This window comes from Aestuariimicrobium kwangyangense DSM 21549, from assembly GCF_000421525.1.
Lineage (GTDB): Bacteria > Actinomycetota > Actinomycetes > Propionibacteriales > Propionibacteriaceae > Aestuariimicrobium > Aestuariimicrobium kwangyangense.
Window position 1 is genome coordinate 396,233 of record NZ_ATXE01000001.1, and the last position, 14,280, is coordinate 410,512.

At 69.3% G+C, this 14,280-nt stretch carries 13 protein-coding genes, 1 tRNA gene and 1 riboswitch; of the genes, 7 read left to right on the forward strand and 7 right to left on the reverse strand.

Annotation, left to right across the window (positions count from 1 at the left end; genetic code table 11):
- Positions 1-72 precede the first annotated feature (72 nt).
- From ribH to ribD, 4 genes are read right to left on the reverse strand one after another with little or no spacing between them, the layout of a single operon-like run.
- Entirely contained in the window at positions 73-540 is a 468-nt protein-coding gene (gene ribH, locus H507_RS0101845; protein WP_022909024.1) for a 6,7-dimethyl-8-ribityllumazine synthase, read from the reverse strand.
- Complete coding sequence (locus H507_RS0101850; protein ID WP_022909025.1) at positions 537-1,814, reverse strand: bifunctional 3,4-dihydroxy-2-butanone-4-phosphate synthase/GTP cyclohydrolase II; 1,278 nt, start codon at positions 1,812-1,814, stop codon at positions 537-539. Before H507_RS0101850 ends, ribH begins: the two co-directional genes overlap by 4 nt.
- A complete protein-coding gene (locus H507_RS0101855) occupies positions 1,811-2,419 on the reverse strand; it encodes a riboflavin synthase (protein ID WP_022909026.1) in 609 nt (202 codons plus the stop codon). The genes H507_RS0101850 and H507_RS0101855 overlap by 4 nt, the downstream gene beginning before the upstream one ends.
- Positions 2,420-2,471: 52 nt before the next feature.
- Positions 2,472-3,476, reverse strand: a complete 1,005-nt coding sequence (ribD, locus tag H507_RS14050) for a bifunctional diaminohydroxyphosphoribosylaminopyrimidine deaminase/5-amino-6-(5-phosphoribosylamino)uracil reductase RibD (RefSeq protein WP_051139667.1) — start codon at positions 3,474-3,476, stop codon at positions 2,472-2,474.
- Between the two features lie 173 nt (positions 3,477-3,649).
- Positions 3,650-3,777: riboswitch (FMN riboswitch) on the reverse strand.
- Positions 3,778-3,893: 116 nt separating this feature from the next.
- On the opposite strand from ribD, the gene H507_RS0101865 reads away from it, so the two are divergent.
- Positions 3,894-5,075, forward strand: coding sequence for an MFS transporter (locus H507_RS0101865; RefSeq protein WP_026377631.1), 1,182 nt, complete (start codon positions 3,894-3,896; stop codon positions 5,073-5,075).
- A gap of 125 nt (positions 5,076-5,200) precedes the next feature.
- On the opposite strand, the gene H507_RS0101870 is transcribed toward H507_RS0101865, so the two are convergent.
- Entirely contained in the window at positions 5,201-5,710 is a 510-nt protein-coding gene (locus tag H507_RS0101870) for a YciE/YciF ferroxidase family protein (RefSeq protein WP_022909031.1), read from the reverse strand.
- 244 nt (positions 5,711-5,954) lie between these two features.
- Positions 5,955-6,030: transfer RNA gene (locus H507_RS0101875), tRNA-Ala, on the reverse strand.
- A 259-nt stretch (positions 6,031-6,289) separates the two neighbouring features.
- Here H507_RS0101875 and H507_RS0101880 point away from each other — a divergent pair.
- Positions 6,290-6,904, forward strand: coding sequence for an NAD(P)-dependent oxidoreductase (locus tag H507_RS0101880; RefSeq protein ID WP_026377632.1), 615 nt, complete (start codon positions 6,290-6,292; stop codon positions 6,902-6,904).
- A gap of 76 nt (positions 6,905-6,980) precedes the next feature.
- On the opposite strand, the gene H507_RS0101885 is transcribed toward H507_RS0101880, so the two are convergent.
- Positions 6,981-7,595 carry a LysE/ArgO family amino acid transporter gene (locus H507_RS0101885; protein ID WP_022909033.1) on the reverse strand — a complete coding sequence of 205 codons (615 nt, stop codon included), beginning with the start codon at positions 7,593-7,595 and terminating at the stop codon, positions 6,981-6,983.
- 366 nt (positions 7,596-7,961) lie between these two features.
- Between H507_RS0101885 and H507_RS0101890 the strand changes: the two genes are divergently transcribed.
- The 5 genes from H507_RS0101890 to H507_RS0101910 all read left to right on the forward strand — a co-directional run bounded on the left by H507_RS0101890 (position 7,962) and on the right by H507_RS0101910 (position 14,231).
- Positions 7,962-8,381 carry a DUF5318 family protein gene (locus H507_RS0101890; protein ID WP_026377633.1) on the forward strand — a complete coding sequence of 140 codons (420 nt, stop codon included), beginning with the start codon at positions 7,962-7,964 and terminating at the stop codon, positions 8,379-8,381.
- Positions 8,374-10,617 (forward strand): transglycosylase domain-containing protein, encoded by a 2,244-nt coding sequence (locus H507_RS17095; protein WP_084707593.1) that lies wholly within the window; start codon positions 8,374-8,376, stop codon positions 10,615-10,617. The genes H507_RS0101890 and H507_RS17095 overlap by 8 nt, the downstream gene beginning before the upstream one ends.
- Before the next feature lie 87 nt (positions 10,618-10,704).
- Positions 10,705-11,973 carry a hypothetical protein gene (locus H507_RS0101900; RefSeq protein WP_022909036.1) on the forward strand — a complete coding sequence of 423 codons (1,269 nt, stop codon included), beginning with the start codon at positions 10,705-10,707 and terminating at the stop codon, positions 11,971-11,973.
- Positions 11,970-13,100, forward strand: coding sequence for a glycosyltransferase family protein (locus H507_RS0101905; protein WP_022909037.1), 1,131 nt, complete (start codon positions 11,970-11,972; stop codon positions 13,098-13,100). The genes H507_RS0101900 and H507_RS0101905 overlap by 4 nt, the downstream gene beginning before the upstream one ends.
- 33 nt (positions 13,101-13,133) lie before the next feature.
- Entirely contained in the window at positions 13,134-14,231 is a 1,098-nt protein-coding gene (locus H507_RS0101910) for an SLC13 family permease (RefSeq protein ID WP_022909038.1), read from the forward strand.
- Positions 14,232-14,280 lie beyond the last annotated feature (49 nt).

Consider the following 14,280-nt stretch of genomic DNA (forward strand, 5'->3'; position numbering starts at 1 on the left):
CTCTGCAGGAGGGCGATGGCGCACCAGGACACACGATCCGCACGATTCCGCGCTCGCCCCCCGGGGCACGGATCACCCGCGCAGGGCAACCAGGGTGGCGACCGCCGCTTCGGCGGCCTCGGCTCCCTTGTCCTCCATCGACGAGGGAAGCCCGGCCCGGTCGAGGGCCTGCTGCTCGTCGTCGCAGGTCAACAGTCCGAACCCGACCGGCTTGCCGGTGGTCAGGGCCACGTCCATGAGTCCCTGGGTCGCCGCCTGGCAGACGTATTCGAAGTGCGGGGTTCCGCCGCGGATCACGACCCCGAGGGCGACGACGGCGTCCGTGTCCTCGTCCCTGGCCGCGTGGAGCGCGCCGATCGGGAGTTCGAACGACCCCGGCACGCGCACGAGGGTGACCGACTCGACACCGCTCGCGGCGAGGGCCCGCTGGGCTCCGTCGATCAGTCCGTTCATGACGGTGTCGTGCCAGCTGGCGGCGACGATGGTGACGTGCAGTCCTGCGCCGTCGCTGTGGATGGTGGGTGCTCCGGATCGGCTCATGAGGGGTTCCTGTCATTGAGGTAGTCGGACGGTATGAGGTGGCCCATGGCGTCGGCCTTGGTGCGCAGGTACGGGGTGTTGGCGGCGGTTCGTCCCACCAGCAACGGGGTCGAGTGCTCCACGGTGATGCCGTGCTCGGCCAGGGCGGCCCCCTTGTCGGGATTGTTGGTGAGCAGGTCGATGCGGGTCAGCCCGAGATCGTGCAGGATCGCAGCCGCAGCACCGTACTCGCGCAGGTCGGGCGCCCACCCCAGTTCGAGGTTGGCGGTGACGGTGTCCCGCCCACGGTCCTGCAGGTCGTAGGCCGCCAGCTTCTCGAGCAGCCCGATCCCTCGTCCCTCGTGCCCGCGCAGGTACACGACGGCGCCGCCGTGTTCCGCGATCAGCTCGAGGGCGGCGTCCAGTTGGGGTCCGCACTCGCAGCGTTCCGAACCGAGCGCCTCGCCGGTCAGGCACTCCGAGTGGACCCTGACGGTCACCGGCGCGTCGGGGTCGGGCGGGGTGGTGCTCACGACGGCAAGGTGCTCGGCGCCGGTGGCATGGTCGCGGTAGCCGTGCACGGTGAAGGCGCCGTGCCGGGTCGGGAGTTGGGCGCTCCCGGTGTGGGTCACGCGCTGGGCGACAGTGGTGGGCACCTCCACGCTGGGCAGCGCCTCGAGCAGTTGCTCGATGGTGATCACCACGAGCCCGTGTTCACGCGCGAGCGGTTGGGCATCGGCCAGCCGCATCACCTCACCGGCGTCGTGCACGAGTTCGGCGATCATCGCCACGGGTGAGAGCCCCGCAGCCCGGCACAGCTCGACGGCCGCCTCGGTGTGCCCGGGGCGTTGGCTGACACCACCCGGCAGGGCGCGCAGCGGCAACAGGTGCCCCGGCCGGATCAGGTCGGACGGCCCACTGGCAGGGTCGGCGAGCGCATGCAGCGTGCGGGCGCGGTCGGCGGCGGAGATGCCCGTGGTCACTCCCCGGGCAGCATCGACGCTGATCGTGTACGCGGTCCGCAGGCTGTCCTGGGTGCGCGGCACCATCAGGGGCAGGTCGAGCCTGTCGGCGACCTCGGGAGGCATGGGGGCGCACAGGTATCCCGACGTGTGTCGGACCGTCCAGCCGACCCACTCCGGGGTCGCCAGTTCGGCGGCCAGCACGACGTCGACCTCGTTCTCGCGGTCGGTCGAATCGGCCACCAACACGGGCCGTCCCGCCCGCAGTTCTTCCAGTGCATGGGCGAGCAGATCGTGTGAGGGACGAGGCACCGACGCGCCATCGCTGCTCATCGCACGCCCTCCCCGGTCTGCAGGAGCCGGGCGACGTGCCGGGCCAGCACGTCGACCTCGAGGTTCACGGCAGTGCCCTCCCGCGCCTCCCCGAGAGTGGTCGCGGCCAGCGTGGTCGGGATCAGCGACACCCCGAAGGTGTCGTCGGTGACCGTGGTGACGGTCAGGGAGGTGCCGGACACGCAGATCGCGCCCTTCTCGGCCACTAGCGGCGCCAACTCTCGGGGAAGGGCGAAGACGAGGTCGACCCATCGTCCGCCGTCATGGCGCGACACGACGGTGCCGACGCCGTCGACGTGACCCTGCACGATGTGACCGCCGAGGCGGGAGTCCGCTCGCAGCGAGCGCTCGAGGTTGACCTTGTCGCCCACCGCCAAGCCGCCCAGGGTGGTCCGGCTGAGGGTTTCGGGAACCGCCTCGACGGCGAAGGTGCCGTCCCCGGGAAGGTCGACGACGGTGAGGCACACGCCGGCGACGGCGATGGAGTCGCCCAGATGTGCGTCCGAGACGACGAGAGGGCCCTGCAGGCGAAGCCGCGTCTCGCCCCCGGGCAGTGGCTCGACCGAGGCGAGGGTGCCGATCTCTTCGATGATTCCTGTGAACATGGCTTCTTCCTGGTGGTGGGTCCGCACGAGGGTGCGGTTCGGTGGGTGGGAGTCAGTCGGCAGTGGCGACCACGAGAACGTCGTCGCCGAGTCGCTCGATGGATCGGGTGTGCCAGCGGTGGGCGTCGCCCAGGGTGGTCGTGCCCAGGTCGTCGACCACGGACCGTCCCGACCCGAGCAACAGGGGCGCGAGGTAGGCGTGGATCTCGTTGACGATGCCGGCACGCAGGAAGGCCGTCGCGAGCGTGGGTCCGCCCTCGACGACGACGTGCCTGACGCCTCGGGATAGCAACTCGTCGAGCACCTGCTGGGGGTCGTGGCTGCGGACCCGGACCAGTCGCCCGTCACCGCGGTCGACGGCGGCTCCCACCGGAATCGGACGATGCCCCACCACGACCCGTAGCGGCTGGTGAGGGCTTTCGACCCCCCACGGCCGGGCGGTGAGTGAGGGATTGTCGGCCAGCACCGTGCCGGTTCCGACCACGAGGGCGTCGGTGTGGGCACGGACGGCGTGGGCGTGGGCACGGGCCTGGCGGCCGGTGATCCATTGGCTGCTGCCGTCAGTGGCGGCGATACGGCCGTCCAGAGTGGCCGCGGTCTTGAGGATGACCCGCAGAACACCCGAAGGTTCTGGCTCGCTCCGAATCGTCCCCAGCCAGTCGGCGATCAGCGCAGAGGCTCGGTCGGCCTCGAGCCCCGGGACGACGTCGATTCCGGCACCTCTGAGGGCCTCGCCGCCACCACCGGAGGCAGCCCCCGGATCGTCCACTGCGTACACGACGCGGACGATCCCGGCGGCGAGCAGAGCGACGGAGCAGGCTCCGGTGCGCCCGGTGTGACGGCACGGTTCGAGCGTGACGACGGCTGTGGCGCCTCGGGCGCTGTGACCCCTGGCGCGCAGATCGGCCAGGGCGGCCGCCTCGGCGTGCGGGGTGCCGGCACCCCGGTGGAAACCCTCAGCCAGGACGGTGCCGTCGGGTGCCAGGATGACGCAGCCGACCCGAGGGTTCGGGTCGTGCTCGGGACCCAGGGCGGCCAGTTCGATGGCTCGGAGCATGGCCCGGTGCTCGTCCGGCGTCGTGACGGACTCACTGCTGCCGACGGGCTCGGACGCCTGCGGGTCTGGTGCGGTGGGCACGCTCTGTCCTCCCCGGATGACGGACCGGGGTGATGGCGCGCAGCGACAGGCGGCCCCCACGAGACGCCCTCAGGGGGCGCGCGAAGGAGTCGCCACATCTCCTCCCATCCGGACTTTCACCGTCGGTCCCGGAGTTCCACCAGGTCAACCGGCTCCCGAAGGAGCCGGGTCGCGGACTGTCACCGCCGGCTCAGAGTTTCACTGACCCCGGAGAATGTGGTTCATTCACGTCGAAAGTACCACTCGCGACGCGGGTGGACGATGCCGGTCCGGTCCAGGCTGCCCCCGTCGGTCGAGCAGGGCGGGACTGTCGGCGCCGCTGACTAGGCTGCAGAGGTGAAACAAGACCGCCAGCCCATGGCACCCGAACTGTGGGTGCTGGTGGGATCGGCGTTCCTGATCGCCATCGGGTTCGGCATCGTCGCCCCGGTACTGCCTCAGTTCGCGAAGTCCTTCGACGTCGGCATCGCGGCCGCCTCTGCCATCGTGAGCGTGTTCGCGCTGGTCAGGCTCGTGTTCGCCCCGGCAGGTGGGTGGCTCATCAACCGTTTCGGTGAACGGCGCACCTACCTCGTGGGGCTGGTCGTGGTGGTCGTGTCGACGGCCCTGTGCGGGTTCGCCTCCGACTACTGGTCGTTGCTGCTGTTCCGCGGGTTGGGCGGCATCGGATCGGTGATGTTCACCGTCTCGTCGATGGGGCTGTTGGTGCGGTTGGCGCCCCCGGAGCAGCGGGGGAGAACCTCGTCCCTGTACGGGTCGTCCTTCCTGCTGGGCAACATCGCCGGCCCGATCGTGGGTTCGGCCCTGTCAGGTCTGGGTCTGCGGGTGCCGTTCTTCATCTACGCGACGCTGGTGGCGCTTGCGCTCGTCTTCGTCCTGGTCTTCATGCGCCGCGACCCGGGAGCGGTGGGAGCGGCGGACGAGCGCCGTCGGATGACTCTTGCCGAGGCCCTGTCCAGCCCCGGCTACCGGCCGTTGTTGCTGACCGGCGCGGCCAATGGCTGGGCCAACTTCGGTGTGCGGGTGGCGTTGCTGCCGCTGATGGCGGCCGCCGTGCCCGCCATCGGTGTGCCCGCGGCGGGTATCGCGTTGACGTTGTTCGCCGCCGGCAACGCGGTGGCGCAGCAGGTCACCGGTCGTCTGGCCGATCGGGTCGGACGAGTGCCCCTGCTGGTGGTGGGGCTACTGTTCTCGTCCCTCGTGACAGTGTTCTTCGGCTGGTCGGCCACCCTGTGGGTGTTCCTCGCACTGTCGGCGGTGGCGGGCGTGGGCGCGGCCTTCATCGTGCCCTCGAGCCAAGCCCTGCTCGCCGACATCATCGGCACCCAGCGCAGTGGCGGGCAGGCCCTGTCGACCTACTCGATGGCCCAGGACCTCGGGGCCATCACCGGAACGCTGCTGGCCGGGGTGGTGGCGCAGTCGTTCGGGTTCGGGTGGGCGTTTGCCATCACCGCGGGAGTGTTGGCCGCTGCCGCCGTGCCGTGGCTGGTGGGGCGTCGGCCGAGCATGGCCAGCTAGGCGATTCCGGCCCTCTTCGCAGCTCAGCAGATGGGCGTCGTCCACGAGTTCGGAATGGCTGGGGGCTCCATGTCCAGACACGACCAGGCGCCGATCCCCGAGGGGGACCGGCGCCCGATCATGGCTCAGGAAGTCTTCTTGACCTGGGCGGCCTTGGCGTTCGCCTCGGTGTCAGCCAACTTGGTCAGCGCCTCGTCGGTGGCGGACTCCTCCTCCAGCGACTGCGTCAGCAAGTCGTAGGCGTTGCCGATCGTGAGCATCTTCGCCCAGCGTCGCAGCGTCCCGTAGCGGGTGATCTCGTAGTGCTCGACCGCCTGTGCGGAGGAGATGAGGCCGGCGTCGAGGGCTGTGGTCCCCGCGTAGTCCTCCAGCAGGCCGTCACCCTCCTTGATGATCCCGTCGATGGCCTCGCACTTCTTGCTCATCGGCTTGCGGTCGATCAGCGCGAACACCTCCTCGAGTCGCGCGACCTGTCCCTCGGTCTCACCCAGGTGCTTGCGGAAGGCCGCCTTCAACTCATCGGACGAAGCGGCCTGCTCCAGCTTGGGCAGGGTCTTGAGGATGTTGCGCTCCGCGTAGTAGATGTCTCGCAGCGTGTCGTGGAACAGGTGCTCGAGTCCCTTGTCGTCAGCCATGTCGTGACCTCCTGTGGTCGGGTGCATGAACGGTGATGTGCTCCGACGCTAGAGCGCGAGTCGCCGACGGGAGGGAACGGTGCCTCGCTTCCACCCCGAGGGGTGGAGCGCGTCTCCACGAACAGGGGCAGACGGACGCGGTCCTCGGCCGGGCATGACGGCGTGGTCTGATGATGTCGCTTCATCTGCTGGGACTTGCACCTGGGGCTGGTCCGCGGATCGCCCCGGATGACCTCGGTGATGGTGGTGGAGCTAAGGGGACTCGAACCCCTAACCCCCTGCTTGCAAAGCAGGTGCGCTACCAATTGCGCCATAGCCCCGTGGTCTGATGACCGGCGCCCCAGTCTACTCGGCCACCCCGGCTCTCGCCAACACGACGCCGTGCCCCGGGAGGGGCCCACGGCGGCGCCGCGGACCCCGGATCGCCGGTGGTAGAGCGCCAGGATCACCACCGTGGCTCGACCAACCGCCGAAAACCGAGGGTCGGTCGAGCCAGTGTGGTGATCTTGGCAGCCACCGTGGGGAACATCCTGCCGACCCGATTCGTTCCACCGGTGCAACCCCTTGAGAGGACCCCACATGTCTATGCGCATCGCCGTCATCGGCGCCACCGGCTACCTCGGTCAGCACCTCGTGGACGAGGCCACTGCCCGCGGCCACCAGGTCACCAGCGTCAGCCGCTCCAGCGGCGCTGACTTCACCTCGTCCGACGTCGCCCAGCAGGTCGTGGCCGACCACGTCGTGGTGCTCGTCGCCGTCGCCCCCCGCGGCGACATGGAGGGCAAGGTCCGGCCAGCGATTGCCCAACTGGCTGGCTTCGCCTCCGACGGTGGCACCCGCCTGGGAGTTGTCGGCGGGGCCGGTTCGTTGAACGTCGCCGGCGGCGGTCCTCGTCTGGTCGACACCCCCGAGTTCCCGGAGGCCTACAAGGCCGAGTCGCTCGAGATGGCCGACGTGCTCGATGACCTGCGCGCCAACGAGACCAAGCTCGACTGGTTCTACATCAGCCCCGCTGCCGGATTCGGTGGCTTCGCGCCCGGCGAGAAGACGGGTTCGTACCGTCTGGGTGGCGACGTGCTGCTGGCGGACGAGAAGGGTGAGTCCTTCATCTCCGGTGCCGACTTCGCGCTCGCGATCCTGGACGAGGTGGAGAACCGCAAGCACGTCAACCAGCGCTTCACGGCCGCCTACTGAGCCGAACGGCCGGACGACCGGGGGGCTCACCCGCCCACCGACGTCGGGTGGTCTACCCGGTGGGCCGCGAACCAGATCAGAAGGCCGACACCAGCAGTGATCCGGCCAGAGCGAACATGACCAGGCCGATCACCACGTCGAGCACCTGCCACGTGCGCTCCCGGGCGAACCAGCGGGCTGCCAGCCCCGCTCCGTAACCCAGCCCCGCGAACCACAGGATGCTGCCCATTCCCGCGCCGAGGCCGAACCACCATCGACCGGTGGCTCCGTGGGAGGCGGCGAGGTTGCCGAGCAGCAGCACCGTGTCGAGGTAGACGTGTGGATTCAGCCAGGTGAGGGCCAAGGCGGTGGCCACGACGGAACCACGGGGGCTCGGCCCTCCCGGCAGTAGGGCCTCGGGATGCCTCGCGGACAGCAGCGAGCGCACCCCGAACCAGGTGAGGTAGGCGGCCCCCACCACGGCAATCGCCTTCAGGGCGACCGGATGCCCCTGCACCACGGCCCCGACACCGGCCACGCCAGCGGCGATCAGCACCAGGTCGCTCACCGCGCAGATGGCGACCACGACGCCGACGTGACGCTTCGCCACTCCCTGCCTGAGGACAAAGGCGTTCTGCGCCCCGATCGCGACGATCAGCGAAAGGCCGGAGAGCAGACCGCTGACCACGGCGGCGAGGATTGAGGTGTTCATCGCGGTCGACGCTAGGCCACAAGTGCGACCGCAGCCAGCCATCGACGCCGCGGTGGACCCTCCCACATCGGCGAGCCCTCGACTCGCGCTGGACGCTGAAAGCTCTGCAGGATGTGCAGCTGAACGGGCCATCGCAGCCCGTATGGGACGCGATGGTCCGTTCAGATGCACTCCCCTGCAGATCGAGGACTGCGCGACCCCTCGCCGTGTGCGAGACCCAACCCGCATCAGCCCCCGTGACCCGGCCCGGGGAATCCCGGCAACACGAGCGTCCGACCCGAACGACGACCCGTGACAGGCCCGCCGATCACATCACCACTCGCGCGAATCCCCTACCCCCACCGACAGCCGCCTACTCTTGTTCCCATGTGGTCGCGCCGTAACTACATCTCCCACGCCCTGCAGCGCCGAGCAACGCTCGAAGCGCTCCGCAGGCCTGCGCTGAGCCTCGATGCCCCCGAGGCCTGCGATGCCGACCCGTTGTTGGTCAGCTCCGCGCTGCACCACGGCGAGCTCGCCGACACCCCGTGCCCCATCTGTGAGCGTCAGCACCTGATCACCCTGAACTACACCTTCGGTGACCAGTTGGGCATGTACTCGGGCCGCATCAAGTCGACCGAGGAGCTCGAGGAGATGGAGAACAACGTGGGCGAGTTCACCGTCCGCGTGGTCGAGGTCTGCCCTGACTGCCGCTGGAACCACCTGATCGAGACCTACACCCTGGGTGACGGACGCAAACGGCGTCGTCCCCGTCGAGAAGAAACCGTTGAGGACATCTATGGCTGAGCCCCGAACCCGCACCGCGTCCCCCGCCGGTCGCGGTGCACCCAGGCGCAAGCCTAAGCTCACCTGGAAGCGGGTGGTCGGACGCATTGCCGTGGTCACCACGGTCGGCGCCCTCGTGCTGGCGCTGGTGGCGGCGATCGCGGGGTTGATGTTCTACCAGCGCACCACGCTGCCCGACCCCAACAAGGACTTCAACACCAACACCACGTTCGTGAACTACCGCGACGGCAAGACCCGCATCGGCAGCTTCGCGGTGCAGAACCGCACGAGCATCCCGTACGCGCAGATGAGCGACAACATCAAGGACGCTGTGGTCGCGGCCGAGAACCGGACCTTCTGGACCGACCGCGGCATCAGCCCCTCGGGCATCGCGCGCAGCATCGTGCAGATCATCCGCGGTGGTGAGATCCAGGGCGGCGGTTCGACCATCACCCAGCAGTACATCAAGATCTACTACCTCACCAGCGACCGCACCATGAGCCGCAAGTTCCGCGAACTGGCGTTGGCGGTGAAGCTGGGCAAGGAGCGCAGCAAGCAGGAGATCCTGCGCGACTACCTCAACACCATCTACTTCGGACGAGGCGCGTACGGCATCCAGGCCGCCAGCCGCGCGTACTTCAACATCGACGCCAAGGACCTCAGCCTCGACCAGGCGGCGGTGTTGGCGAGTGTGCTCAACAACCCGAGCCTGTTCGATCCCAGTGAGGGTCCGAACAACTCCAAGCGCCTGCTCGACCGCTATCGCTACGTACTCGACGGCATGCTCGAGATGGGCAAGATCACCAAGGCCGAACATGACAAGGCCTACCAGCAGCTGCCCTCCTTCCCCGAGGTGCCGCTGAACACGCGCTACGGGGGCACCAAGGGCTACCTGCTCACCGCCGTCCGCAAGGAACTGCTCAACAACGGCTTCACCGATGCCCAGATCTCGGGTGGCGGTCTGAACGTCACCACCACCTTCGACGCCACCATGCAGGCCCAGGCCGTGAAGGTCGGTCAGGCCTACCGCACCTCGGTCGCGAAGGCGGCGAGCCCGAAGCAGGACCCCGACAAGCTGCACATCGCCATCGCCTCGGTGCAGGTGGGAACCGGTGAGGTGTTGGCCATGTATGGCGGCGACGACTACGTGAAGAACTCCCGCAACTGGGCGACGACCGACCGGGCGGCCGCCTCGACCTTCAAGCCGTACGCCACGGTGGCCGGGCTGCGGAACGGGTTCTCGCTGCGCTCCCGACTCAACGGCGACACGTTCACCCCCAACGGTGACAGTTCGCCGATCCGCAACGAGTTCAACCACCAGTACGGGCAGGTGAGCCTGCTGAAGGCCACCGAGGAATCGATCAACACCGCCTTCGTCGACCTCACCGAGCAGATCCCGAACGGGCCGACTGCCGTGATCAAGGCCGCGACCGATGCCGGTGTGCCGAAGGGTTCCGGGTGGGACAACAACAACCGCATCGCCCTGGGCACGGCCGAGGTCAGCCCGCTCGAGCAGGCAGGTGGATACGCCACCTTCGCCAATGACGGCAAGCAGGTCGGCAACCACGTGGTCACGAAGGTGACCGACATCGACGGGAAGACCCTCTACGAGAACAAGCCCAAGGCCCAACAGAAGATCGAGGCCGACATCTCGAAGGACGTCACCTATTCACTGCAGTCGGTCGTGAAGCAGGGCACCGGTGGACGAGTGGCCGACCTCGGCTACGACGTCGCCGGCAAGACGGGCACCTCCGGTGTCGGCACGGCCATCACCTCGGCCTGGTTCGTGGCCTACACCAAGCAGATCTCGACCTCGGTGATGTTCGTGGCGGGTGACGGCGGCAACGGCGACCTCGACCCGTACAAGCGTCCCGGTGACGGCACCTTCTTCGGCGGCACCTATCCCGCGATGGTATGGGCCGACTACATGAAGGTGGCGATGAAGGGGCAGAAGAACATCCCCTTCGCCCCGCCGGTCTGGGTGAACAGCGGGTCGAAGAAGGACTCCACGGTGAACCCGTCCAGCCCCTCACCGCCCCCCAGTTCGGCCACTCCCTCGGTCAGTACGCCGCCGCCCAGCTCGGCGACCCCGAGTGTGGCCACCTCGTCGCAGGTGCCCTCGTCCCAGGTGCCGTCACAGCCTGTGCCGTCCGCCCCTGCGCCGAGCCAGCTCCCGACGAGCGTCGCGCCGACTGTGCAGCCCTCGGTGTCGGTGGCGCCGACTGCGGGGGCCAGTTCCGCGTCCGCCACACCCTGAACGCCTTGTCCGGTCGCAGTCGTGGGCGGCACTCCTGCGGCCCGGGCGGTTTGTCGTCCTCGCACGGTGACATGACACGATTCGTCCATGGCAGACAGGTGGGGTGACGCGGGCCGCCACGGCACCGGCGGTCAGCACCTGTTCAGTCCCACACCCGGATGGTTGGTCACCGGGGTCGTCGTGTGGTTGGCCGCCATGGCCCACCAGCGCACCTGCGAGACCCGGGTCGCCGGACAGAACGTCAACGCCCTGCTGCGGCTGTGCTACTCCGACCTGCCGATCACGTTCCAGAACCAACTCGCCGCCGGGCACTCGCCCTACGCGGGCACCAGTCCCGTAGACCAGCCACCCCTGGTGGCGCTGGTGATGGTTGTCCTGCGGGCAGTGGTCGGCCTCGTCCACCCCGTGGGGGCGGGGGTCACGGGCCAGCAGGCACTCGACGGCGCCAACCTGTTCACGATGGTGGCCGCCGTCCTGTTCGGGGCCTGCTTCCTGGTGGTGCTGTTCGCACAACTGGCCATCCGTGGACGGCTGGCCCCGGGACGACGGGCGAGCGGCTGGGTGCTCGCCGCCCTGTGCCTGACCGCCTTCACCGTCGGCATCGTGAATTGGCAACTGCTCGCAGCCGCCCTGCTGATGGGATCACTCTGGTCGTGGCACACCCGCCGCTGGATCTCCTCGGGGCTGTTGGCCGGCCTCGCCGTCAGCGCCAGCGGACACCTGCTTGCGTTGATCCCGGTGCTGGCGGTGCTCTGCCTGCGCGATCTCGACTGGTCCCGCCTGCTGCGCACCGCGGGGGTGGCCAGCCTGGTGACCGTGGTCGTCAACCTGCCTGCCGTGCTGCTGTGGCCCTCGGGCTGGACGACCTGGGTGACCTCGCAACTGTTGCCTCCGGTCGGCCTCGGTGGCCTGTGGCAGGAGCTGCTGCCCGACGGTCCGGTGCAGGTGGTCGTGGCCCGGGTGCTGGTGGCCCTCACCGTGCTGGGCATCGTCGCGGTTCTGCTGCTCACCCTGCTCGGCCACCTGACCCCCCGTCCCGAGCAACTGCTGTTGGTGACCCTGGGTCTGACCTTCACCCTCGCCCCCGGCTACTCACCACAACTTGCGCTGCTGCTCGTGCCGCTGGTGGCGTTGGGCCGACCTGCCGGCTGGACGGCCGTGCTCGCGGCCAGCGAGGCCCTCTACTGGGCGGCAGTGTTCGCCTTCCTCAACGGGTCGCTCCGGTTCGGGGAGCGCGGCGGCGAGACGCCTTACGCACTCGCCGTGGTCGTCCGTCTCACGGTGCTGCTGGTCGTGACCCTGTCGGTGCTCGCTGAGACGTGGACCGCACGCCCCGAGCGAGGACCGGCGCCATGAGCCGCACCATCAGGCGCGAGGGCGCTCCGGAGCCCTTGTTCTGGCAGGTGTGGGCAGCCTCGCGAGTGTTGTTGGCCGTGGTGCTGATGGTGGTGATCGTCCGTGACCGGCGACGGTTCAGCGATGCCCTCGGCAACTGGGACGTGCAGCACTACCTGACCGTGGCCCGCGACGGCTACGCGAACCCGCAGGAGATGGCCTTCTTCCCCGGACTTCCCGCCGTGCTGCGACTGGTGGCACAGGTCGGCGTCCCGATGTGGCTCGCGGGTGCCCTGTTCGCGCTGGCCTGTTCTGCCCTGGCGGCATGGGCGCTCTATCGGATGGGTGGGCTGGTGCCCGCGGCGCTGTGGCTGGTCGCGCCCACGGCCGTGTTCACCGTCGTCGGCTACACCGAGGCGCCGTTCTGCGCGGCCGCGTTCTGGGCGTGGGAGCGGGCCCGGCGTGGTCACTGGTTCGCGGCCGCGCTGCTCGCGACCGTCGCCTGCAGCTTCCGGGTCTCGGGACTCTTCCTGGTGGGTGCCTTGGTGGTGCTGGCGCTCGTGGGTGACGGGCCCGAGGGAGGGCGGCGGCGCCGGCCCAGTCGTCAGCCGCTGCAGGCGTGGTGGATGGTGCTGCCGGCGGCAGCGCTGGTCGCCTTCTCCTGGTACCTGCATTCGCTCACCGGGTCGTGGACGGCATGGTTCGACGCCCAGAAGGCCGGGTGGGGACGCGGTGTCCACACCCCTCGGGAATCGTTCGAGGCGACGTGGCGAGCCGCCCAGACCGTGGCCTGGCCGGATCGTCCCCGGGTGGCATGGGTGTTCCGGGCCGAACTGGTCGCGATGGCCACCGGACTGGCCACCACGCTGGCGTGCCTGGTCAGGAAGCGCTGGGCATCCGCCGCCTATGTGGCCGTGATGCTGGTCGCCTTCGGTACCTCGGTGTGGTGGATGTCGATCAGCAGGGCGGTTTTGCTGTGGTTCCCTCTCTTCCTGCTCGTCGGCGAGCTGGCGGCCAGGGCGGATCGGCAACGAGACTTCTGGCGGGGAACCGTGGTCAGGGCCGCTGTCGTCTGCGTCTTCGTGGCCTGCATCATTGCCGACGTGGTCTGGGCCTGGCTGTACTTCCACGGTGACTGGGCCAGCTGATGCCGGGCCAACCGATGACTGGGGAGGGCCTCCATGCCTGATCTCGTGATGCTCGTCGAGCGAACCGGCCCGGTGCTGGGCTTCCTGCTCGCCCTCACCATCGTCGCCGAGATCGCCGACCGGGCCGGGGTGTTCGACATCGCCGGCCACTGGTGCGCCCGCGCCGCCCACGGCAGCGTCCTCCGCCTGTGGCTGCTGGTGGTCGCTCTGGCGACCCTGGCCACCATCGTCCTCTCGCTCGACACGACGGCGGTGCTGCTGACCCCGGTGGTGTTGGCCATCGCCAAGGTCGCCGGTCTCGAGAGGCGCGTGTTCGCCCTGACCACGGTGTGGTTGGCCAACACCGCCTCACTGCTGCTGCCGGTCTCGAACCTCACCAACCTGTTGGCCCTGCACCACGTGAGCCGGCTGCATCAGCAGGGCGGGCCGACGGGCGGGCCGTCCTACCTGGGGCTGATGTGGCGACCGGCGATCGCGGCCGTGCTGGCCACGATCGTGGTCACCTGGCTGCTGCACCGTCGCACCCTGCGCGGACGGTTCGAGACCACCGAACCGGCCCACCAGCACGATCCCGTGCTGGTGCGGGTCTCGGCGCTGGTGTGCATCGCGCTGGGACCGCTGTTCGTGAGCGGGATCACCCCCGTCATCCCCGCCGCGGTGGCCGCTGTCGTGTTGCTGGCCGTGCTCGCCTGGCGGGACCGTGAGGGATTCTCGACCCTGCACCTGCCCGGGCTCACCATCCTCGCCGTGGTGGTGCTGTTCGTGCTGGTCGACATCGCCGGACGAGCCGGGCTCACCGCCCTGCTGCTGCAGGTCGCCGGTCGTGGGTCCGGTGTGGGTGACCTGCTGCGGCTCGCCGCGGTGTCTGCGGGGCTGGCGAACCTGGGGAACAACCTGCCGAGCTACCTGGCCCTCGAGCCCGTGGCCGGGTCGGCACACCGCATCGCGGCCGTACTGGTCGGGGTCAATGCCGGTTCGATCGTCACCCCGTGGGGCTCGGTGGCGACGCTGCTCTGGGCCGGACGGTGCCGCCGCGCCGATGCCCCCGTGAACTGGGGCGTGCACCTGTGGCAGAGCGCGGTCGTGGCGGTGGCGTGCGTGCTCGCCGCCACCGTGGCCATCGTCCTGTGAGCCGCGTGCTGTGAGCTGCGTGCTGTGACCTGCGTGCTGTGAGCTGCGC